The sequence below is a fragment of the Catenulispora yoronensis genome (genome assembly GCF_039531695.1).
GTDB classification, from domain to species: domain Bacteria; phylum Actinomycetota; class Actinomycetes; order Streptomycetales; family Catenulisporaceae; genus Catenulispora; species Catenulispora yoronensis.
On the sequence record NZ_BAAAQN010000010.1, the window covers coordinates 137,083 to 156,034 of the forward strand.

At 71.1% G+C, this 18,952-nt stretch carries 18 protein-coding genes; 11 read left to right on the plus strand and 7 right to left on the minus strand.

The features are described 5' to 3' along the window. Positions 1-198 precede the first annotated feature (198 nt). Positions 199-672 carry a DUF6884 domain-containing protein gene (locus tag ABD481_RS11545; RefSeq protein WP_344665581.1) on the plus strand — a complete coding sequence of 158 codons (474 nt, stop codon included), beginning with the start codon at positions 199-201 and terminating at the stop codon, positions 670-672. A gap of 132 nt (positions 673-804) precedes the next feature. Next, positions 805-1,047 (plus strand): hypothetical protein, encoded by a 243-nt coding sequence (locus ABD481_RS11550; protein WP_344665564.1) that lies wholly within the window; start codon positions 805-807, stop codon positions 1,045-1,047. A 275-nt stretch (positions 1,048-1,322) separates the two neighbouring features. On the opposite strand, the gene ABD481_RS11555 is transcribed toward ABD481_RS11550, so the two are convergent. After that, a complete protein-coding gene (locus tag ABD481_RS11555; protein ID WP_344665582.1) occupies positions 1,323-1,682 on the minus strand; it encodes a hypothetical protein in 360 nt (119 codons plus the stop codon). Between the two features lie 269 nt (positions 1,683-1,951). Between ABD481_RS11555 and ABD481_RS11560 the strand changes: the two genes are divergently transcribed. Next, positions 1,952-3,322 (plus strand): hypothetical protein, encoded by a 1,371-nt coding sequence (locus ABD481_RS11560; protein WP_344665583.1) that lies wholly within the window; start codon positions 1,952-1,954, stop codon positions 3,320-3,322. A 73-nt stretch (positions 3,323-3,395) separates the two neighbouring features. On the opposite strand, the gene ABD481_RS11565 is transcribed toward ABD481_RS11560, so the two are convergent. Further along, positions 3,396-4,553: a glycosyltransferase gene (locus ABD481_RS11565; RefSeq protein WP_344665584.1), complete on the minus strand. Its 1,158-nt coding sequence runs from the start codon at positions 4,551-4,553 to the stop codon at positions 3,396-3,398. Between the two features lie 108 nt (positions 4,554-4,661). Beyond that, positions 4,662-5,513 carry a glycosyltransferase family 2 protein gene (locus tag ABD481_RS11570; RefSeq protein WP_344665585.1) on the minus strand — a complete coding sequence of 284 codons (852 nt, stop codon included), beginning with the start codon at positions 5,511-5,513 and terminating at the stop codon, positions 4,662-4,664. Positions 5,514-5,602: 89 nt separating this feature from the next. On the opposite strand from ABD481_RS11570, the gene ABD481_RS11575 reads away from it, so the two are divergent. Further along, a complete protein-coding gene (locus ABD481_RS11575) occupies positions 5,603-6,781 on the plus strand; it encodes a glycosyltransferase family 4 protein (RefSeq protein ID WP_344665586.1) in 1,179 nt (392 codons plus the stop codon). A gap of 82 nt (positions 6,782-6,863) precedes the next feature. Next, positions 6,864-7,802, plus strand: coding sequence for a glycosyltransferase family 2 protein (locus tag ABD481_RS11580; RefSeq protein ID WP_344665587.1), 939 nt, complete (start codon positions 6,864-6,866; stop codon positions 7,800-7,802). A gap of 448 nt (positions 7,803-8,250) precedes the next feature. On the opposite strand, the gene ABD481_RS11585 is transcribed toward ABD481_RS11580, so the two are convergent. The 4 genes from ABD481_RS11585 to ABD481_RS11600 form a co-directional block, all read right to left on the minus strand. Then, on the minus strand, positions 8,251-8,991 hold the full coding sequence (locus ABD481_RS11585; RefSeq protein ID WP_344665588.1) for a PHP domain-containing protein: 741 nt from the start codon (positions 8,989-8,991) through the stop codon (positions 8,251-8,253). Next, positions 8,988-10,265, minus strand: a complete 1,278-nt coding sequence (locus ABD481_RS11590; RefSeq protein WP_344665589.1) for a hypothetical protein — start codon at positions 10,263-10,265, stop codon at positions 8,988-8,990. Before ABD481_RS11590 ends, ABD481_RS11585 begins: the two co-directional genes overlap by 4 nt. Before the next feature lie 253 nt (positions 10,266-10,518). Then, positions 10,519-11,190 carry a polysaccharide deacetylase family protein gene (locus ABD481_RS11595; RefSeq protein ID WP_344665590.1) on the minus strand — a complete coding sequence of 224 codons (672 nt, stop codon included), beginning with the start codon at positions 11,188-11,190 and terminating at the stop codon, positions 10,519-10,521. Further along, the gene (locus ABD481_RS11600) at positions 11,187-11,999 is read right to left on the minus strand and encodes a glycosyltransferase family 2 protein (RefSeq protein ID WP_344665591.1); all 813 of its coding nucleotides are present in this window, start codon (positions 11,997-11,999) and stop codon (positions 11,187-11,189) included. The genes ABD481_RS11595 and ABD481_RS11600 overlap by 4 nt, the downstream gene beginning before the upstream one ends. 370 nt (positions 12,000-12,369) lie before the next feature. Here ABD481_RS11600 and ABD481_RS11605 point away from each other — a divergent pair, with 370 nt between their 5' ends. The 6 genes from ABD481_RS11605 to ABD481_RS11630 all read left to right on the plus strand — a co-directional run bounded on the left by ABD481_RS11605 (position 12,370) and on the right by ABD481_RS11630 (position 18,946). After that, complete coding sequence (locus ABD481_RS11605) at positions 12,370-13,761, plus strand: sugar transferase (RefSeq protein ID WP_344665592.1); 1,392 nt, start codon at positions 12,370-12,372, stop codon at positions 13,759-13,761. Between the two features lies 1 nt (position 13,762). Further along, a complete protein-coding gene (locus ABD481_RS11610; protein WP_344665593.1) occupies positions 13,763-14,845 on the plus strand; it encodes a Gfo/Idh/MocA family protein in 1,083 nt (360 codons plus the stop codon). Continuing rightward, positions 14,842-15,861, plus strand: coding sequence for an NAD-dependent epimerase/dehydratase family protein (locus ABD481_RS11615; protein WP_344665594.1), 1,020 nt, complete (start codon positions 14,842-14,844; stop codon positions 15,859-15,861). The genes ABD481_RS11610 and ABD481_RS11615 overlap by 4 nt, the downstream gene beginning before the upstream one ends. Continuing rightward, a complete protein-coding gene (locus ABD481_RS11620; RefSeq protein ID WP_344665595.1) occupies positions 15,858-17,036 on the plus strand; it encodes a DegT/DnrJ/EryC1/StrS family aminotransferase in 1,179 nt (392 codons plus the stop codon). The genes ABD481_RS11615 and ABD481_RS11620 overlap by 4 nt, the downstream gene beginning before the upstream one ends. Further along, positions 17,029-17,715 carry an acetyltransferase gene (locus ABD481_RS11625; RefSeq protein WP_344665596.1) on the plus strand — a complete coding sequence of 229 codons (687 nt, stop codon included), beginning with the start codon at positions 17,029-17,031 and terminating at the stop codon, positions 17,713-17,715. The genes ABD481_RS11620 and ABD481_RS11625 overlap by 8 nt, the downstream gene beginning before the upstream one ends. A 112-nt stretch (positions 17,716-17,827) precedes the next feature. Further along, positions 17,828-18,946: a DegT/DnrJ/EryC1/StrS family aminotransferase gene (locus ABD481_RS11630; protein WP_344665597.1), complete on the plus strand. Its 1,119-nt coding sequence runs from the start codon at positions 17,828-17,830 to the stop codon at positions 18,944-18,946. The last annotated feature ends 6 nt before the right edge of the window (positions 18,947-18,952 follow it).

Below are 18,952 nucleotides of genomic sequence, written 5' to 3' on the forward strand. Positions count from 1 at the left end.
GCTGCATTCCGGGTTGCATTCCGAGTTACGGCGCCGCCTCAGGGGCCAGCCACGGATTTCAGCCAAGCACTCCTCGATGGCGGCCGGCTCCTGCTGAGCGGCTCACCTATTTGGCGGGCGGGCGTCCCCTGGCTCCGTGCTGTCGCCCGCACGCCTCCCCGGCTGGCGCGCTGCGCCGCGCTCGTGTAGCTATCTGCCATGCCAGTGCGCCCCGGCGTTGGATCCGCGACCTTGCTCGCCGCGTCCTTGCCCGCCTCGTCGACCGCAGTGTCCGTCATCCTCGTCGGAGGTGGAAAGGCTCAGCTGAGCGAGCCCGCCGCGGTCCGCGACCTGTATGCGAGCCCGACGTTCGCACGTCGGCGGGCCCGGGCCGAAGCGAGCGGGCTGCCGTGGTTCGTCGTCAGCGGTCGGTGGGGGCTGCTCGACCCCGACGATGTCCTCGCGCCCTATTCCTTCTCCTTCGCGGCGCAGTCAGTGAACTACCGACGAGCCTGGGGACGCTTCGTGGCCGAGCAGCTCTGCGTGGTCAGCTCGATCGGCCGGGGCGACGTCGTCGAGATCTGCGCCAGCGCCGGCTACACCGCCGCGCTCACTGCCCCGATCCAGTACCTCGGCGCTGAGGTCCGCCGGGCGGACGTGGGCACGAGCGATTCGGGGGACGAGCTGCGATAGGTCGGGATGGGCGGTGGAGTCGGCTCGGTGAGTGCTGATGCGAGGGGGGTTGGGAACGGCGCTAGCTGGGCGAACGTTCCGCATTTGCCCGATATTGCCCGTGGGGGTGGTGGCGGACCGCAGGCTCGCATCATGGATCGCGTAGACCTCGAAGCGCTTGCGCTCCGGCTTATCGACAAAGTGAAGCGTCACGGCTACGCCGCTGAATACGGCGTCGAGGACGTCACGACTCTCCGCGAGTTCCTGGAGCGGGAAGCTCGGCGCTGCGGATTTCAGGTCCACATGGGGACCCTCAGCGCTGACGAGCACTCGGTGTGGATCTACCGCCCGAAAGTCGGGGGATCTTGGCAGCCGATTGCCGAAGCAGGCCGGTAGTCAGCGATTACAGCGCAGCCAGCGGCGATGCGAGGCGAGGCGCTGAGAAGAAGGTATCCGGCTGGTCTGCGCTGCCGCGCGGCGGGATCCCTTTGGGTGCGCAGAGTGCATGGGGAGCATCATGCACCACGCCATCGGGATTATCAGGCAGCGGATATGGTGATGGAGTGAGCGGGGAGCGGCGGGGAGGGGTTGGCCGAGCCTTTACATTCGTTGCAGATGTGTCGGGCTTGAGAAGACTGACCTGGCCTATCCGGCGGGATTTACGCACGAGTTCATATTTCGACGCTGTCCCGGTTGCCACCAGATAAACATTGTTCGTGATGAGTATTTCTTTTGCGTGTTTTGCGAAGCTGCGTTGCCGCAGGTGTGGAACGTGGACGGCGAGGCGTCCTGAGCCCGGTGTAGGCCTCAGCTGGCTCCGTTGATCCGCCAGGGGTGGCGGAGCCTGGGCGAATATTCTGGATCATGTGGATGTGGCTTCGGGGGGTTGGTGGGGACTCTACGATCGCGGGATGGATCGGGTGGATGCCGAGATACTTGTTCTCCTTCTTGTCGATCAGGTGCAGCGGAATGGGTATGCCGTTCGGTATGGGGTTGAGGATGTTTCGGCTATTCGGGATCTTGTGGTGCATGAGGCGAGGAGTCGGGGGTTTTTGATTCATTTGGGGACGTTGGCTGCTGACGATCATGCTGTGTGGGCCTATCGGCCCAAGGGGGATGGGGAGGTGGGGCGGTAGGGGTTCAGGGGGAGTTCTTGGTGGGTTGGGGTTCCGGTGGGCGATCGGGTGGGTCATGGGGAGCGTTGAGCCGCTACCGTGGCGGGGTCCGTGCACCGATCTGAGGAGCCCAGGGTGGACAGCCTGACTGTGGGGGCCGGTCCGTGAATCATTGGTTTGATCAGTTGCGCAGCCAGGCGGATCGGCAGCCGTGGCTTGCTGTCGGCGTCGGGGTGGTGGCCGCTTTGGTGGTCGGCTTCGTGCTGTGGCGTGCGGCGGGGGCGGCGCGGCGGGGGATGAAGGGCCGCGCTTCCAGTGTCCTGATCACGATTGCCGCGTTGATGGCCACGGCGGTGCAGAGCGCCGGTATGTGGAAGTTTTTCGCGAACACGATGGCGTTGCCGTTGGGGTTGCGGATCTTCCTGTTCTCCTTCATGGAGGTCGCGTTGCTCGCGTGCGGTACGCGGGCGAAGGAGAACGTGCGGGCGGGGCAGGACGCCGGGATCGACGGTGTGCTGGTGGTCGTGCTGGCGCTCGGATCCGGTGTGCTGGCCTCCACCGATGCCTCCACGTGGCAGGAGGTGCTGATCCGGCTGATGGTCTCGATCGTGGCCGCGCTGCTGTGGGAGCGCGATCTGTTGGCGACCAAGTACGCGGCGCGGCAGGACGGGAAGAAGCCGGAGTCCATTCGGTGGCGGTTCGGGTGGAAGACGCTCGCGGTGCGGTGGGGTTGGGCCGACGCGGGTGACGCGAGCCTGGCCGATCAGGGGGCGAACCGGGTGTTCGACCAGTTCGTCCGGGCGACGCACACCGTGAACCGGCTGGAGCAGGGGTCGAAGCAGCATCGGCGCGCTGCGGATCGGCAGGCGGTGGCGCAGGCGAAGCTGATGTCCTATGCGCGGCTGAACACCGACCTCACGCAGCTGATGCGGACGCTCGGCGAGGTGGCCACGACCGAGGGGCTGACGATGCTCGGCGTGGAGGCGGAGCCGTCGGGCTTCGGGGCGCCGGCGGTGGGCGACGCGAGTGTGGAGACTCTGGTTGCTGATACCGATTGGGAGCAGCCTCGGGTCAGCAATGGCTATGCCGCAGAGCAGCTGAACCTTCCGGCGTCCTTCAGCCCGGCGTTTTCCGTGCCGGCCCCGCGTGTCGCGGAGCCGCAGTTGAACGGCTGGGAAGGGATGGCTGCCGAGTCGATGGCTGCCGAGCCGCCGGTACCGATGCCGATGTCGGTACCGATGCCAGTGCCAGTGGCAGCGCAGGTTACGGACCAGAACGGCGCCCTGGCGCCCACCGAGCCCGGCGAGCCGTACGCGGAGCCCACCCCCACCGAAGCATGGCCGACCGCCGCGGACGTGAACGGCGGCGCGCAGACGCTTGACCACCGGTCCGCGCGCCTGGCCAGGCAGATAGTGGGACAGTGGCCTGATGATTCGCGCGTCACGCAGCGCGCTTTCCTCGCCGAGTTCCGCAAGCACAAGCCGATCTCGAACAAGGACGGCGCGGCACTTCATCGGTACGCCGTCGAGTCCATTGAGCCGGAGGAGAGCGGCTGACGGATGCGGCGGCCCGACCTAACCTCGTCGGCCGCCGCACTCACCGTCATGCGCCACGGTTCGAACCAGCGACCTACGCCCGCCGCACCGGCCGGAACACGGCCTCCACATACTGCGACTCGTACCGAGCCCACGAGTGCTCGGCCTCGAAGAGGTCGCGGGCCGCGGACGCGATGCTCGCGCGCGATTCCGGGCTGTCCGCCAGCAGCTTCGCTATGGCATCGGCGAAGCCGCGGATCGTCATGTCGGCGGCGCAATACGCGTGCGGACCCACCAGCCGCGAGTTCTCGCGCAGCGGACGCAAGGCGATCGGGATGCCGCGCGCCATCGCGTGAGTGACCTTGTTCATCGCACAGAAGTGGTTGAACGGGTTGTCCGGATCCGGCACGGTCATCGCGTCGATGCGACCGAGGAACGTGTCGACCTCGCCGGGACCGAGCCAGCCGTGGAAGGTCACCAGGCTGTCGAGACCGAGCGCGGTGGCGTGCTCCCGGGCCGCCGGCAGGGCCGGGCCGTCGCCGGCCACTTCGAGCCGGAAGCCGGTGGTGCCGTCGGCGCGCAGTAGCGCGATCGCGTCGATGAGGTCCGTCAGACCGTCCTGCTCGCCGATCACGCCGAGGTAGCCGAGGACGGCGTCGCGATCGGTCGCCGCCACTTCATCCGCCGTAGGACTCTCGTTCACCTGCGCGGCAGCCGCAGACGAAGACACCTCCGCCGTGCGGATGATCACCGCGTCGCGACCGTACAGTTCAGCGATGCGAGCCCGCTGTTCCTCGCTAGGGGTTATCACCACGTCCGACGCGGCGATCAATTTCCGCTCCGCGCCGAGGAACACCGGCGTCAGTTTGTTGAAGCCGGCGCGCGACGCGGCCAGGACCGGGACCACGTCCCGCTGGTCGTAGACCGTCCGGACGCCGCGGCGCCGGGCCCAGGCGGCGAGCGGGAACAGCAGGTCGGGCGGGTTGCCGATCTGCAGCATCTGGCGGACGCCGCGGGAGCTGCTCAGCGCGGCGCGGACGGCGCGGGCCGCGGCCGCGGCGGTCCACACGCCCTCGGCGGCCGTGGCGATCGGCCCCTGGCCCTCGAAGGAGGCGAAGCGGACGATCTCGATGCCGTCCACGGTCTCGCTGCCTGGGGCTTTGTCGCGGATCGCCGGGCACACCACGGTCACCCGGGCGCCGTCGTCGCGCAGTGCGAGCGCTTGGGACCAGGCTCGCTGGTCGTCGGGCACCGGCAGATTCAGAATGACCAAAACGGCATGCGGACGCGCACTATTCGTCATGATTTCCCCACCCCCTGCTCCCGAGCCTAGCCCGGAATCAGGCGGCTGACACCTGGATCATGCTTCCCGGGTGGTCTCGTCGCGGTGCCAGGTCTTGAAGTCTCCGGCACGGACTGCGCGCCGGGCCCGAAGTCTGGTAATGATCGTGATTCCGAGGAACCAGGCGACCTTCGGGCCGTTGCGCACCGGCGCCGCCAGGGCGACGTTCCGCAGGTCCCCCCAGGAGGTCCGCGCCGAGTCCGAGACGGCCGCGAGCTGCGGATCGTCCGCCGCCTGCGCCGTCGAGACCAGGGCCCGCGTGCGGATCTTCAGCAGCGCGGACAGGCTGCGCGGCGGGTGGACCACGGCCCGGGCCTCCGGCACCACGCGGCGCTGCTCGGCGGGGAAGGCCAGGGACGCCGCCAAGTCGTCGCCCTGGAGCGGCGGCAGGGCGCGCAGGCGCTCGTAGCCCTCCTGGGACACCCCGACCACGCCGCGCCCGAACAAACCGGTGCGGACAGTCGGGAACTGGTGCCAGACGTCGTAGAACCACCGCACGGTCCAGGGGCGCCCGTCGGCGGGCCAGCCGCGCTCGGGTCCCGCCGCCAGGACGTCCGATGCCTCCAGGGCGGCCGCGATGGCGCGCACGCTGCTCGCGCCGAGCTCCACATCGGCGTCGACATAGAGTCGGGGAAAGCCCTTAGCGTGCTCGTCGGCCAAGCGCATCGCCGCGTGCTTGTTGGGAACGGGACTAACCAGGACATTGACGTCAGGGCCGTACCGGCCGGCGACCTCGGCCGTGTCGTCGGTACAGCCGTTGGCGACGACCCAGATCTCGATCTCACCCGGCTCGGCCTCGGCGAGCAGGCCGCCGAGCAGGCGCCCGACGACGCCGGCCTCATTGTGTGCGGGAATGACGACGGACACCACGCCGCGAGTATCCCATCGGCGGCCGGTGGCGCGCCCTCAGGGATGTGATCCCCTTGTCGCCGCCGTCCCCGCCTTGCGACCATGGCGGGGTGACGGACAGCTCGGAGCGTGCACATCCGACCACGGACCGGACACGTCCGGCCCGTCGGCCGCGGATCCTGGTGATGGTGTCGGCCGGATGGTTCCCGCCCTTCCTCGAAGAGGTCGCCGAACAGGCGAAGGCGGGGGAGCGGTCGAAGGTGTGGCTGTACGACCTGCCCTACGACCTGACGGTCCTCGACCAGCGGTTCGCGACCGGGCCGTCGAAGCTGCGCCGCCTCGTCTACGGCAAGCTGCCGCTGCCGCTGGCCTTCGCCGCGGAGGCGTTCCGGGTGCGGCGCCGCTACGACGCGATCTTCGCCTGGGGCGCCGAGGCGTCGAGCCTGCCGCTGGCGCTGGCGCTGCGGTTCAGCAGGCAGCGCAAGCGGGCGCCGCTGGTCGCGCTCTACAGCTGGATCTCGTCGGGCAACAAGGCGCGGCTGCTGCGCTGGGGCTGGCCGGGCATCAAGACCCTGGTTCTGCCGCCGACGGCGCAGGCCGAGTTCGCCCGGACGGCGCTGAAGATCCCGGCCGACCGGATCGCCAGTCCGAAGTGGGTCGTGGACACGGACTTCTTCAACGAGGAGCTGGCGACGCCGGAGGCGCACGCCGCGCATCAAGACTCGGTGATGATCTGTTCGGCCGGCCGCGAGATGCGCGACTTCGCCACGCTCATCGCCGCCCTGGACGGCACCGGCGTCCGCTGCCACATCGCCGGCTCGCTGGTCGCGGGCATGGACGACCGGTGGCGCGCCGAGCTCGGCGACCGGGGTGAGCGGGTCGGGCTGCCGGAGGGCGTCACCTTCGGGCCGCTGTCGCCGGCGGGGATGCGAGACCTCTATGCCAAGGCGCGGTTCGTCGTCCTGCCGCTGCATCCCAGCGACACCGACAACGGCATCAGCTGCATGATGGAAGCCTTCGCCATGAGCCGCGCCGTGATCTGCACGCGGGTCGACGGGCAGCGCGACGCGTTGGTGGAGGGGGTCAACGGCGTCTATGTCGATCCCCATGACGCGGCAGCGCTGCGGGCCGAGATCCTCGACCTGGTCGCCGACCCGGCCCGGGCCGAGAAGATGGGGCGTGAGGCGCGGCGCCTGGCCGAGACCGAGTTCGGGATGACGCGCTGGGTCGCGGCCCTGACCGAGGTGCTCGACGACGCGATGCGGGACCGGTCCGCGGCTGGTTCGTGAGGCGGTTCGTGAGGCGGATCGGCTTAGGGGACTTCACTTCGCGTACTGACACTGTTCCTGAGCGCCCCATAGCATGGCGTCCGTGGGGGTAGATCCAGAAGACGATCGCCGGCCGGGTGCAGTCCTGGTCGTGGTGACGTGGAACAGTGCAGACGTCCTGCCAGGCTTGTTGGACTCGCTGGAGCTCGGGATGGCGGGGTTGAGGTGGCGCCTGGTCGTCGCCGACAACGCCTCGGCCGACGGGACTCCGGACGTGGTGCGCAGCAAGGCGCCGGACGCGCTGCTGGTCGAGACGGGCCGGAACGCCGGCTATGCCGCGGCGTTCAACGCCGCCCTGGAGGCGGTGTCGCCGCTCGACGAGCAGACCGACGCCGTGTTCGTGTGCAACCCCGACATCCGGCTGCGTCCGGGATGCGGGGCGGCGCTGGTGAAGGGGCTCAAGGGCCACGGCACCGGCATCACGGCACCGGTGCTCTATGACGGCGACGGCCGCATGATCAGAACTTTGCGACGTGAACCGAACCCCCTGCGGCTGCTGGGGGAGATGGTGCTCGGCGCCGGGCGATCGGGCCGGTTCTCCGCGCTCGGCGAGCAGGTGACGGCGCCGGACGCCTATCGCAAGGACACCCGGGCGGACTGGGCGGCCGGACCGCTGATGGCGATGTCGCGCGAGTGTCTTGAGGCGTGCGGCCCGTGGGACGAGTCGTTCTTCCTCTACTCGGAGGAGACGGAGTTCGCGCTGCGGGCCGGAACGCACGGGTTCGCGACCCGGCTGGCGCCGGACGCGATCGCGACGCACCTGGAGGGCGAGGCGACGGTCTCGCCGAAGCTGTGGACCCTGCTGACGCTGAACCGGGTGCGGCTTTACCAACGGACGCACCGCCGGCCGGCCGTCGCCGCCTTCTGGGGCGCGCTGGTGCTGCGGGAGTCGTCGCGGGCGCTGCTGGGACGCTCGGCGAGCCGGGCCGCCGTGCGGGCCTTGGTGAGCCCGGCGAAGCTGCGGGAGAAGCCGGGCCCCTGATGGGGCGCCGCGTGCGCGTATAGCTCGCCATCCAACCGGGATGGACCTGGCGTCGGCAGACACTGCCGGCGCCATTCTCGTGTCTCCTCATCGGGCGGTCCCTAGGGCGACCTTCGGCGGCGCGACTACGGGCTCTGCTTTGACTCGCTCTTTACCCGGCCTTTGGTCCGGCTTTTCGCCCGCGCCGATAGTGTCGTCGAAGCCTGACATCACCCCCCCAAGTACGACCGACCGTCAGGCGGAGTCGGCACCGTTGGCCGAAGGCGGAACCCCCCACCGCCTCGGCCTCCGGGCCGCACTCCTTTTCACCGCACCGTCACAGCCGTACGACCGTACAGCCAGCCGCACAGCCCGATCGCACAACCGCACAGCCCAATCGGACAACCGCACCGTCACAGCCGCACCGTCACAACCGAACACACACCGCCACGGAAACCCGGTCGAACGCCTACTTCCGCAGCACCCCCCGCACCGCCCGAGCCGCCACCCCCCGCGCGGTCTCGGCCATGGCCAACGCCACACCGCCGACGCCCGAAGCCAACCGCAACGCCGACCGACTGAACGCCAACGCCTCGAAGTCACCGTTCCGCAGCGCGTCCTCCACGGCCGCCCTTGTCGCTGGACCTGTTCCCCCCAAGGTCAACTCCATCGCCAAGGGAAAGAACTGGCGCGGCCCGTGGAAGTCCAGCGCCACGAACGGCGGCAGTCCCAGCCGCTTCGCGTAGGCGACCGCTTCCCGGTTCGGCGACCAGCCGTCGTACTTCCGGTTCCAGATCTCGACCGCCGTCAGGTCCTTGGCCCACGCCGCGTCGAACCGGCGCCAGGCGTTGCGCCGCCACGGATGCGCGAACACCGCGATCCCGTCGGCCTCCCGCGCGTGGGCCAGGACGTCCGGAATGTCAGGGGTCTGGCTGAGGAACGGGACCTCGCCCCACACCGGGATGTGGACCACGTTGTCCGCGTCGTTGTACTCCAGCCCCGGCACCACGAGCACGTCCGGGGTCGACGCCTTCGCACAGGCCTCGATGTACTCGGCCCACTTCGCCTCGGTGAACGTGCGGCTGTGTTCGCACATCAGCAGAACGCTGCGCCCCCGGCGGTGGAAGGCTTGCGCGATGCGCTCCAGGGGCCAGGAAGCGTCGTCGGACCACTCGGAGTGGATGTGTGCCACGGCGCGGACCTTGGTCACGAGGTTCTCTTTCGCATTCGGGCCGCCTGCGCGGACAGGGTGGACCACGTGTCGCGCCAGAAGACGCGGCGCTCACCGGCGCGGAGGTTGTACCAGCGGTCGGATCGCCGCGGCCGGAGGTCGACGAGCGTCGCCCCGCGGCGGGGCCACGGGCCGGGGTGGTCGGCGATCGGGCCGCGCAGAACGGCGGCGAGATGCACCAGTTCGCGGCCGAGATGGCGGCAGACGATGTGCGGGGGCTCGCTGTCCCACGACGGCGCGGCGCCCGGGAAGCTCGGGGTGGCCGGCGGCTCCGGAACGAAATTCGGGTCCAGCGCCTGGCGGACGGCCCACACCGGGTAGGGGAAGCCACGGCGCAGGGCCAGGGCCATGCTGCCCCAGGGACGGCCGTTGACCTCCATGAACCAGGGTGTCCCCTCGGCACCGCCGTTCCCGCCGACCAGGCCGTCCTCGCCCGCCAGGCCACTCTTGCCGCGCCTGCCGGACGCACTGCCCTCGCCGACGGCCTCGCCACCGCCGCTCTCGCGGAGCAGCTCGACCATGAACATGCCCCGCCACCCGACCGCCGCGAGCATCTTCTCGACCCGGCCGCGCAGCTCCTCGTCCACGTCGATCGACCGGCAGGCGCTGGACGCCGACCCGCGCGGGTCGGCCATCCGGACCCGCCGGTGGCCGCTCCAGGCGCGCACGCCCTCGGCCGTCGCGAAGCCGAAGACGCCCTCGCCGACGCCGGTGAGCAGCTGCTGCACCAGCACCGGCCCCGCGAGGCCGGCGGTGGCCTCCTCGACGTCGGCGGCGGTGGCCGCGACCCGGCCGCCGGGGCGGATCAGCTTGTTGTCCTGCTCGACCACCGCCAGCGCGGCTTTGACGATCCACGGTCCCTCGGCGGACCGCTCGGGCACCGGGATGCCCGCGTCGCCGGCCGCCGCGACCTGGAGCCGCTTGTCGAGCGCGAACTCGGCGTTGGCCCCGGTCGCGCCGGCGACCAGCAGGCCGGTGCGGTCGCAGACCCAGACCGCGAGGTCGTCCAGGGGCAGCACGGCCGCCACGCCGTGGCGTCGGGCCGCTTCGGCGACCTCGTCGACGCACGCGGCGGCGTCCTGCTCAGGAGGCGTGACCGGGACGATCCGGACCCGCCGCGACGCGGCCAGCGGCGGCTTCGTGCCCCGCCGCGTGAAAGCGATGACCTCGTGTCCGGCGTCGGCCAGTGACCAGGCGGATTCGATGGCGGCGAAGGCTTCGGCGAAGCCGATGAGGACGGGTTCGCCGGTCATGCCGGACCCCCGGCCGGAGTCGGGGCAGTGGCCGCGCCGGGTGCTGCCCGTCGCCGCGATCCCTGCCCGGTACAGCGAAAACCCTCAGGGCTAACCCTGCTCCGCCGAGGGTAACCACCGACGCCCGGGCGTGTCGCGCGCTCGCGCGACCGTCCCGTTCGTCCTATTTCGTGCTCTGCGATGCCGTCGGCGCCGACGCGCCCGAACTCCGAAATCCCGCGCCGCATACGGGAAATCACGCATGCCGCGGATCTCATCGCCACGCCTTCACCATCAGAACACCGCGATCGACAACACGCTCCGTGACCGAGCGGGGGGTCAGCATCCGCTCCCGCACCGAAGCCGCGGTGTCGTCGACCTCCACGCTGTACCGGGGCTGGAGCCAGCTCCCCTCGAAGGCCGGCCGGGCGTCGCTGGTGAACACGGTCCGGTAGCCGGCCGACCGCAGAGCCTTGAGAACGCCGCGGTTGTAGGCGCCGAACGGGCACGCCGCGGTGTCGACCGGCCGTCCGGCGGCCTCGCTGATCCGGGTCCGCGCGGCCCGCAGCTCGGCCTCGTGGTGCGTGGCCAGCGCCGAGGTCCAGGCCCGGTGTCCGGCGCCGTGCGTGCCGACCGTCATCCCGGCCGCGACCAGGGCCCGCAGCCCCTGCTCGTCGACGCTGTCCCCGTCGCCGATCCGGTCCGCGATCGGGAAGAAGTCGGCCTTCAGGCCCCGCTCGACCAGCGCCGGAAGGGCGATGTCGACGTCCGAGGCGTTGCCGTCGTCAAAGCTCAGCCGGACTTGAGGATGCTTCGCGCATTCATCCAGTACGTCCAGAAACGTCTTCTCGGTGACCCAGTACCGGTGCTCGCCGGGCTCGCGCTCGGCCCCGTTCGGTACGCCTATTCCGTGGAACGAGATGTTCCGCAGCTCCGTCGCGCTCATGCGCCCTCCCCGGCGAGTTGCTTGTCTTTGTCCTTGTCCCACTGCGTGTAGAAGCTCGACGGGTTCACCAGGTAGCGAACCGTCGGGGACGGGATGTGCATGACCCGGTGCCGCCGGGTATAGCGGTAGAGCATCTCCCAGTCCTCGCGCGGGAGCAGCCCGATCGGCCGGGGCATCCGGCTGAACATCAGGGCCCGGCCGCGGTGCGCGACGAAGGCGTTGCAGTCCAGGAACGAGTCCCAGGACGCGCGTTTGCGGTCGAAGGGGACTGAGAGGACGTCGAGCTCGGAGCCGTCGGGCAATACGCGGCGTAGCGCTGTGTACACGCCACCCAGTTTTTTATTCTGCGAAAGAGCACCTATTGACAGTTCGAGGTGATCAGCTTCCCAGACGTTGTCATCATCCAGAAAAGCCACATACTCGGACGAGGACAACCGCATGCCGACGTTGCGTACCAAACCGAGCACATGCGAGTTGCGGGACAGTGAGGCGGTCCGCAGCCGGGGATCTTCCGGCAGCGCCGCGGTGTCCAGCCCGCCGCCGTCGTCGACGACGATGACGACCAGGTCGGTCCAGGTCTGGGCCAGGACCGAGCGGACCGCGACGGCCAATCCGTCGGGTCTGCGGTAGGTCGGGATCACCACCGCGACCGTCGCCGAGGACGGTGGACCGCCTACGGACAGTAGCTGTCTGACTTCTCGATTCTCGAAACGGCGCATCCGTAGCGTGGACGGCCATTTCAGGACTTTGTTACGCCACTCGAAGATCACCTGCCAGCCGATCCGGTGATTGAGCGCGTCCTTGGCCATGCGTGTAACACTGCGCGACATCCCCATCCCCCCACACCACCAGGTCGGGGGACCTTCGGTGGTTGTTTAAGTACAGATCTCGTCTAGACATGGTGCGAACACAGGCAGACCCACACTAAGTGTTAGCCATGATATCTCCTCGCCACATCTCGCGCGAAGTATGCCAGGCCACTACCATGGCTTTTCGTTCGGCTGTGTTCGGGCAATCACGCGCGGTCATGCTTAGGGTGCGGGGCGCTTGGCGTCAGGCGGTGCGGTAAGGGATTCCGTGGGGGGATTCAGCATGGCGGTCGGTTCAGACGTGGGTAAGCGGGTCGTGCGTGCGCCAGTCGCGCGACCCCTGGCGAGGTATGGGCGCAGAACCGGGACCGTGGTCCTGGTGCTTCTGGACTGGGCGTGCGCGGCGTTGGCCACCTGGGCCACCGTGCCGCACGAGGACGACTGGCCGGCGATGGCCGTCGTGCCCGCGGCCTGGGTCGGTGTCACCTGCTGGCACCGGCTCTACGAGCGGCGGCACGTGGGCCCCGGCACCGAGGAGTACCACCGGCTGCTGAGGTCGTGCCTGGCGGCGATGGCGGCGCTGGCCGCCGCCTACGCGCTGCTGGGGCAGAACGACCGGCTGGTGCGCGGCGTGCTGCTGGCGGTCCCGGCCGCCGCGGTGGGCTCGCTGCTGGCCCGCAAGGTCATCAGGGCGCTGTCGGCGCGGCGGGTGGGCCTGGCGGCCCGGCCCGCGCTGCTGGTCGGCACCGCGGCGCAGTGCTCGGCGATGGCCGACATCCTGCGCCGCGAGCGTTCGGCGCTGCGCGCGGTCGCGGCCCTGGACGTCGGCGGCCCCGGCGGCTACTTCGCCGGGGACTACGACGACCCGTCCGGGCCGCACGGGGTGCCGATCATCGGCGACCTGACGGCCGACGGCGGGGCCGGCGACGCCGAGCAGGTGGCGCTGGCGCTGGAGGCCACCGGCTGCGAGGCCGTGGTCCTGATGCCGGGCCCGCACCTGGGCGCGGCGGCGCTGAGCCGGCTGGGCTGGCGCCTGGCCAATCAGGGCACGGACATCCTGGTCGCGCCGTTCCTGAGCGAGATCGCCCCGGCCCGCCTGGCGGTCCGGCGCGACGGCGGCGTGCCGCTGCTGCACGTCCGCGCCCCGCGCCTGTCCCGGGGCGCGCGGGTGCCCAAGGACTTCTTCGAGCGCGCGATGGCGGCGGTGGGGATCATCCTGCTGGCGCCGGTGTTCCTGGCGGTGTCGCTGGCGATCCTGATCGGCGACGGCCGCCCCGTGTACTTCCGCCAGCGCCGGGTCGGGCTGCGCGGCGAGCCGTTCACCCTGTTCAAGTTCCGCACCATGGCCTCCGGGGCCGCGGCGGCGAAGGTGGAGCTGGCACATCTGAACGTGAACACCGACGGGCCGCTGTTCAAGGCCCGCCGGGACCCGCGGATCACCCGCGTCGGCGCGGTGCTGCGCCGCTACTCGCTGGACGAGCTGCCCCAGCTGCTGAACGTGGTGCGCGGGGAGATGGCCCTGGTCGGGCCGCGCCCGCCGCTGCCGGAGGAGGCCGCGCAGTACAGCGAGGAAGTGCGGCGCCGGCTGCTGGTCAAGCCCGGACTGACCGGGCTGTGGCAGGTGAGCGGCCGCTCGGACCTGGCTTGGGCGGACGCGGTGCGGCTGGACGTGGGCTATGTCGAGAACTGGTCGCTGGGCCTGGACGCGGAGATCCTCTTCCGGACCGGCTCGGCGGTGGTAAAGGGAAAGGGAGCTTACTGATATGTCTGGGGGGACACCGGCCGCCGACCAGCGGCCGGGTATCGCGGTGGTCGGCGCCGGTTACTGGGGGCCGAACCTTGTGCGGAACCTGTTCGCGTCGCCGGACTGGGACCTGCGCTGGCTGTGCGATCTGGACGTGGAGCGGGCCGCCAAGGTGGCCCGTCCGTATTCCGACGTCCGGGTCACCGACGTGCTCGACGACGTGCTGGCCGACCCGCGGGTGACCGCGGTGGCCATCGCCACGCCGGCGCGCACGCACCGGGACGTGGCGATGACCGCGCTGCGCGCCGGCCGCCACGTGCTGGTGGAGAAGCCGCTCGCGGCCACGCAGGCCGAGGGCGAGGAACTGGTCCGGGAGGCCGAGGCCCGCGGGCTGACGCTGATGTGCGACCACACCTACTGCTACACCCCGGCGGTCACCGCCATCAGGGATCTGATCCACTCCGGATCGCTCGGCGAGGTGCACTTCGTCGACTCGGTGCGGATCAACCTGGGGCTGATCCAGCCGGACGTCGACGTGCTGTGGGACCTGGCCCCGCACGACCTGTCGATCCTGGACTACATCCTGCCGGACTCGGTGCGGATCGAGGCGGTGGCCGCGACCGGCGCCGACCCGATCGGCGCCGGGCGGTGCTGCGTGGCGTACCTGACGCTGCGCCTGTCCTCCGGCGCGATCGCGCACGGCCACGTGAACTGGCTGTCCCCGACGAAGGTGCGCACCACCATCGTCGGCGGCTCCAAGCGCACGCTGGTCTGGGACGACCTGAACCCGGCGCAGCGGATCAGCGTCTTCGACCGCGGCGTGTACCTGGCCCGGCCCGAGGAGCTGGGCCAGGACCAGCGCCGCGCGGCCCTGGTGTCCTACCGGCTGGGCGACATGGTGGCGCCGGCCCTGGGCGAGCGCGAGGCGCTGGCCGCCGCGGTCGAGGAGTTCGCCCGCGCCATCGCCACCGGCACCCCGGCGGCCACCGACGGCCGGGCCGGACTGCGGGTCCTGCGGATCCTGGAGGCCGCCTCGCGCAGCCTCGCCGAGAACGGAGCCCTCGTGGCTGTGGAACAGAACGACGCCTTGGAGGGCGAGTGAACGACGCACAGAACGCGGGCGTCCCGCTGGCGGGGGCCCGCGCGCTGGTCACCGGCGGGGCCGGCACCATCGGCTCGCACGTCGTGGACCGGCTGCTGGCGGCCGGCGCGGAGTCGGTCGTGGTGCTGGACAACTTCGTGCGCGGCCGCCGGGAGAACCTGGCCGCCGCGCTGCCCGACGGCCGGGTGCGGGTCGTCGAGGGCGACATCCGCGACCGCGGGCTGCTGGCCGAGCTGACCGCCGGGCAGGACCTGGTGTTCCACCTGGCCGCGATCCGGATCACGCAGTGCGCCGAGGAGCCGCGGCTGGCCAACGAGGTGCTGGTGGACGGCACCTTCAACGTGGTGGAGGCGGCCGCGGCGGCCGGCGTGCGCAAGGTCGTCGCCTCGTCCTCGGCCTCGCTCTACGGCCTGGCCGAGCAGTTCCCGACCGACGAGCGGCACCACCCGTACAACAACGACACCTTCTACGGCGCGGCGAAGGCCTTCAACGAGGCGACGCTGCGCAGCTTCCGCGCCATGTACGGGCTCGACTACGTCGCGCTGCGCTACTTCAACGTCTACGGGCCGCGGATGGACATCTTCGGCCTGTACACCGAGGTGCTGATCCGCTGGATGGAGCGCATCGCCTCCGGCACGCCGCCGCTGATCCTCGGCGACGGCACCCAGACCATGGACTTCGTGCACGTCGCCGACATCGCGCGGGCCAACGTGCTGGCCGCCGCGGCCGACGTCACCGACGAGGCGTTCAACATCGCCTGCGGCGTCGAGACCAGCCTGAACGACCTGGCCAAGACGCTGCTGGAGGTGATGGGCTCGGACCTGCCGGTGGAGTACGGACCGCCGCGCGCGGTCAACGGCGTCACCCGGCGTCTGGCCGACACCTCCAGCGCCGAGCGGCGGCTGGGCTTCCGGGCCGAGATCGCGCTGCGCGAGGGCCTGGCGGATCTGGTCCAGTGGTGGCAGTCGGAGCAGGAAGCGGAGCAGGGCGCTGCCACCGCCGGGACCGCCTCATGAGCGTCGTCGCCAACACCGCCGTGGCCACCGAGATCGCCGACCTGCCCAAGATCCCGGTGATGGTGCCGTGGCTCGGCGAGGAGGAGGCCGAGGCCGCGGCCTCGGCCGTGCGCTCCGGCTGGGTCGCGCAGGGTCCCCGGGTCGCCGAGTTCGAGCGGGCGTTCGCCGCGCAGGTCGGCGCCGCGCACGGCGTCGCGGTCAGCTCCGGCACCACGGCCCTGCACCTGGGCCTGGTGGTGCTCGGCGTGGGGGCCGGCGACGAGGTCGTCGTGCCCTCGCTGTCCTTCATCGCCACCGCGAACGTCGCGCGCTACGTCGGCGCGACGCCGGTGTTCGCCGACATCGACGAGGCCACCGGGAACCTGACCCCGAAGACCATCGAGGCGGCGCTGACCCCGCGCACCCGCGCCGTGATCCTGGTGCACCAGGGCGGCGTGCCGGCCGACCTGGAGCCGATCCGGGAGCTGTGCCGGCAGCGGGACGTGGCCCTGCTGGAGGACGCCGCGTGCGCGGCCGGCTCGCGCTACCGCGGCCTGCCGGTCGGCGCCGGCGCGCAGGTGGCCGCCTGGTCGTTCCATCCCCGCAAGCTGCTCACCACCGGTGAGGGCGGGATGGTCACCACCGACGACCCCGAGTGGGCGACCCGGATGCGGCGGCTGCGCGAGCACGGCATGAACGTCTCCGCCGCCGACCGGCACGCCAGTGCCAAGCCGGTGCTGGAGGCCTACCTGGAGACCGGCTTCAACTACCGGATGACCGACATCCAGGCCGCGGTCGGGCTGGTGCAGCTGACCAAGCTCGCCGCCACCATCACCGAGCGGCGCGAGCTGGCGGCGCGCTACCAGCGGGAGCTGGCCGGCGTGCCCGGATTGGTACCGGTCGCGGACCCCGGATACGGCGAGACGAACTACCAGTCCTTCTGGGTGCGGCTCACCGAGGCCTTCCCGGTGTCCCGGGACGAGCTGCTGGACCGGCTCTCCGAGGCCGGCGTGTCGGCGCGGCGCGGCATCATGGCCGCGCACCTGGAGCCGGCCTACGCCGACGTCCAGGCGCCCGCGCTGCCGGCCACCGAGGCGCTGAGCCTGAACTCCCTGATCCTGCCGGTGTTCCACGGGATGACCGCGGGCCAGCAGGACCGCGTCCTGGCCGTCCTGAAGGCGGCCGCGGGTGCCTGACGGCGCGGCGGTCCCGATCGCGGTGGCCGGGGCCGGAGGGTTCGGCCGGGAGACGGCCGACGCCATCCGGGCCCTGCCGCCCGGCGCCGCCGCCTTCGCCGGGTTCCTGGACGACGGCACGCCGTCGGAGCGGCTCGCGCCGCTGGTCCTGGGCCCGATCGCGGCGATCCACGACCGGCCCGGGCTCGCGCTGGTGGTGTGCGTGGGCAATCCGCGCGACTACTTCGCCCGGGCCCGGATCGTGGCGCGGCTGGGGCTGCCGGAGCACCGGTACGCCACGGTCGTGCACCCGCTGGCGTACGTGTCGCAGACCTCGACGGTCGGCGCCGGCTCGGTGCTGCTGGCCGGGGCCGTGCTGACCGCCGACGCGGTGGTGGGCCGGCACGTCGCGGTGATGCCGCAGGCCGTCGTCACCCACGACGCCGTGGTCGAGGACTACGCGACCCTGGCCTCCGGGGTGCGCCTCGGCGGCGCCACCCGGGTCGGGGAGGGCGCGTATCTGGGCGCCGGAGCGCTCGTGCGCGAAGGCGTGCGGATCGGCGCGTGGTCCCAGGTCGGGATGGGCTCGGTCGTGCTGCGCGACGTGCCCGACGGCGAGGTATGGGTCGGCAACCCGGCGCGCAAGTTACGCGAGGTCATTCGCCCTACAGGGATAACCCCCGAGGCCGTGCTGCGATGACCGCGAGACGCGAAGATGCGGCGAGGGTGGCTTTGCGCGCCCTCGCCGCAGTTGTTACCACTCCGCTACGAAATGTAGTCGGCCGTCGGGTCGAGGAACCGAGGAAGAGATCATGAACTCCCGAATACCGCTGGTCGACCTGGCCGCCGCGCACGCGGAGATCGCCGAGGAGGTCGAGGCCGGATTCGCCGAGGTGCTGGCCCGGACCGCCTTCGTCGGCGGCCCGGCGGTCGCCGAGTTCGAGCGCGAATACGCCGAGTTCGGCGGCGTCCGGCACTGCGTCGGCGTCGGCAACGGGACCGACGCGGTGGAGCTGGCGCTGCGCGCGGTCGGGGTCGGACCGGGCCACGAGGTGATCGTCCCGGTGAACACCTTCGCCGCCACCGCCGAGGCGGTGGCGCGCACCGGCGCGGTGTCGGTGTTCGTCGACGTCGATCCGGACACCTGTCTGATCGACGTGCCGGCGGCGCTGGCCGCCGTCGGGCCGGCCACCAAGGCGGTCGTCCCGGTGCACCTGTACGGCCAGCTGGCGCCGGTGGAGGAGCTGCAGGCCGGGCTGGCCGGCGGCGAGGTCCGGATCGTCGAGGACGCCGCGCAGTGCCAGGGTGCCACCCGCAAAGACCGGACTCCGGGGTCCGGGCCGGGCGCGATCGCCGCGACCAGCTTCTACCCGGGCAAGAACCTCGGCGCCTACGGGGACGCCGGAGCGGTCCTGACCGATGACGACGGTCTGGCCCGCACTGTGCGCACCTTGGCCAGCCATGGCGGGCTGACCAAGTACGCACACGACATCGTGGGGGTGAACAGCCGGCTGGACACGCTCCAAGCCGTGGTCCTACGGGCCAAGCTGCGCCGGCTGCCGACGTGGAACGCCGCCCGGCGCGCCGCGGCGGCGTACTACGACAAGCTTCTGGCCGACGTCGAGGACGTCGTCACCCCCACAGTGCTCCCGGGGAACGAGCACGTCTGGCACCTGTACACGGTCCTGGTCCCGGAGCGCGACGCGGTTCTGGCCGACCTGGACGCCGAGGGAGTGGGCGCGGGGATCCACTACCCGGTGCCGCTGCACCGCACCGGCGCGTTCGCCACCGACGCGTCGTTCCCCGTCGCCGAACACATCGCGGCGCACACACTGTCTCTGCCGCTGCACCCGCATCTGACGCGGGACCAGCAGGAAAGGGTCGCCGCCGTCCTGGCCCGGGCGCTTTCGGCGCACCGGCGCCCCGAGTGAGCACCA

What these genes read in the sequence shown, in the direction of transcription:
- ABD481_RS11550 (WP_344665564.1), top strand. Translation starts at nt 805, where the DNA reads ATGGATCGCGTAGACCTCGAAGCGCTTGCGCTCCGGCTTATCGACAAA.
- ABD481_RS11545 (WP_344665581.1), top strand. Translation starts at nt 199, where the DNA reads ATGCCAGTGCGCCCCGGCGTTGGATCCGCGACCTTGCTCGCCGCGTCC.
- ABD481_RS11630 (WP_344665597.1), top strand. Translation starts at nt 17,828, where the DNA reads ATGAACTCCCGAATACCGCTGGTCGACCTGGCCGCCGCGCACGCGGAG.
- ABD481_RS11555 (WP_344665582.1), bottom strand. Translation starts at nt 1,682, where the DNA reads ATGCACCACAAGATCCCGAATAGCCGAAACATCCTCAACCCCATACCG.
- ABD481_RS11595 (WP_344665590.1), bottom strand. Translation starts at nt 11,190, where the DNA reads ATGAGCGCGACGGAGCTGCGGAACATCTCGTTCCACGGAATAGGCGTA.
- ABD481_RS11600 (WP_344665591.1), bottom strand. Translation starts at nt 11,999, where the DNA reads ATGGCCAAGGACGCGCTCAATCACCGGATCGGCTGGCAGGTGATCTTC.
- ABD481_RS11610 (WP_344665593.1), top strand. Translation starts at nt 13,763, where the DNA reads ATGTCTGGGGGGACACCGGCCGCCGACCAGCGGCCGGGTATCGCGGTG.
- ABD481_RS11620 (WP_344665595.1), top strand. Translation starts at nt 15,858, where the DNA reads ATGAGCGTCGTCGCCAACACCGCCGTGGCCACCGAGATCGCCGACCTG.
- ABD481_RS11590 (WP_344665589.1), bottom strand. Translation starts at nt 10,265, where the DNA reads ATGACCGGCGAACCCGTCCTCATCGGCTTCGCCGAAGCCTTCGCCGCC.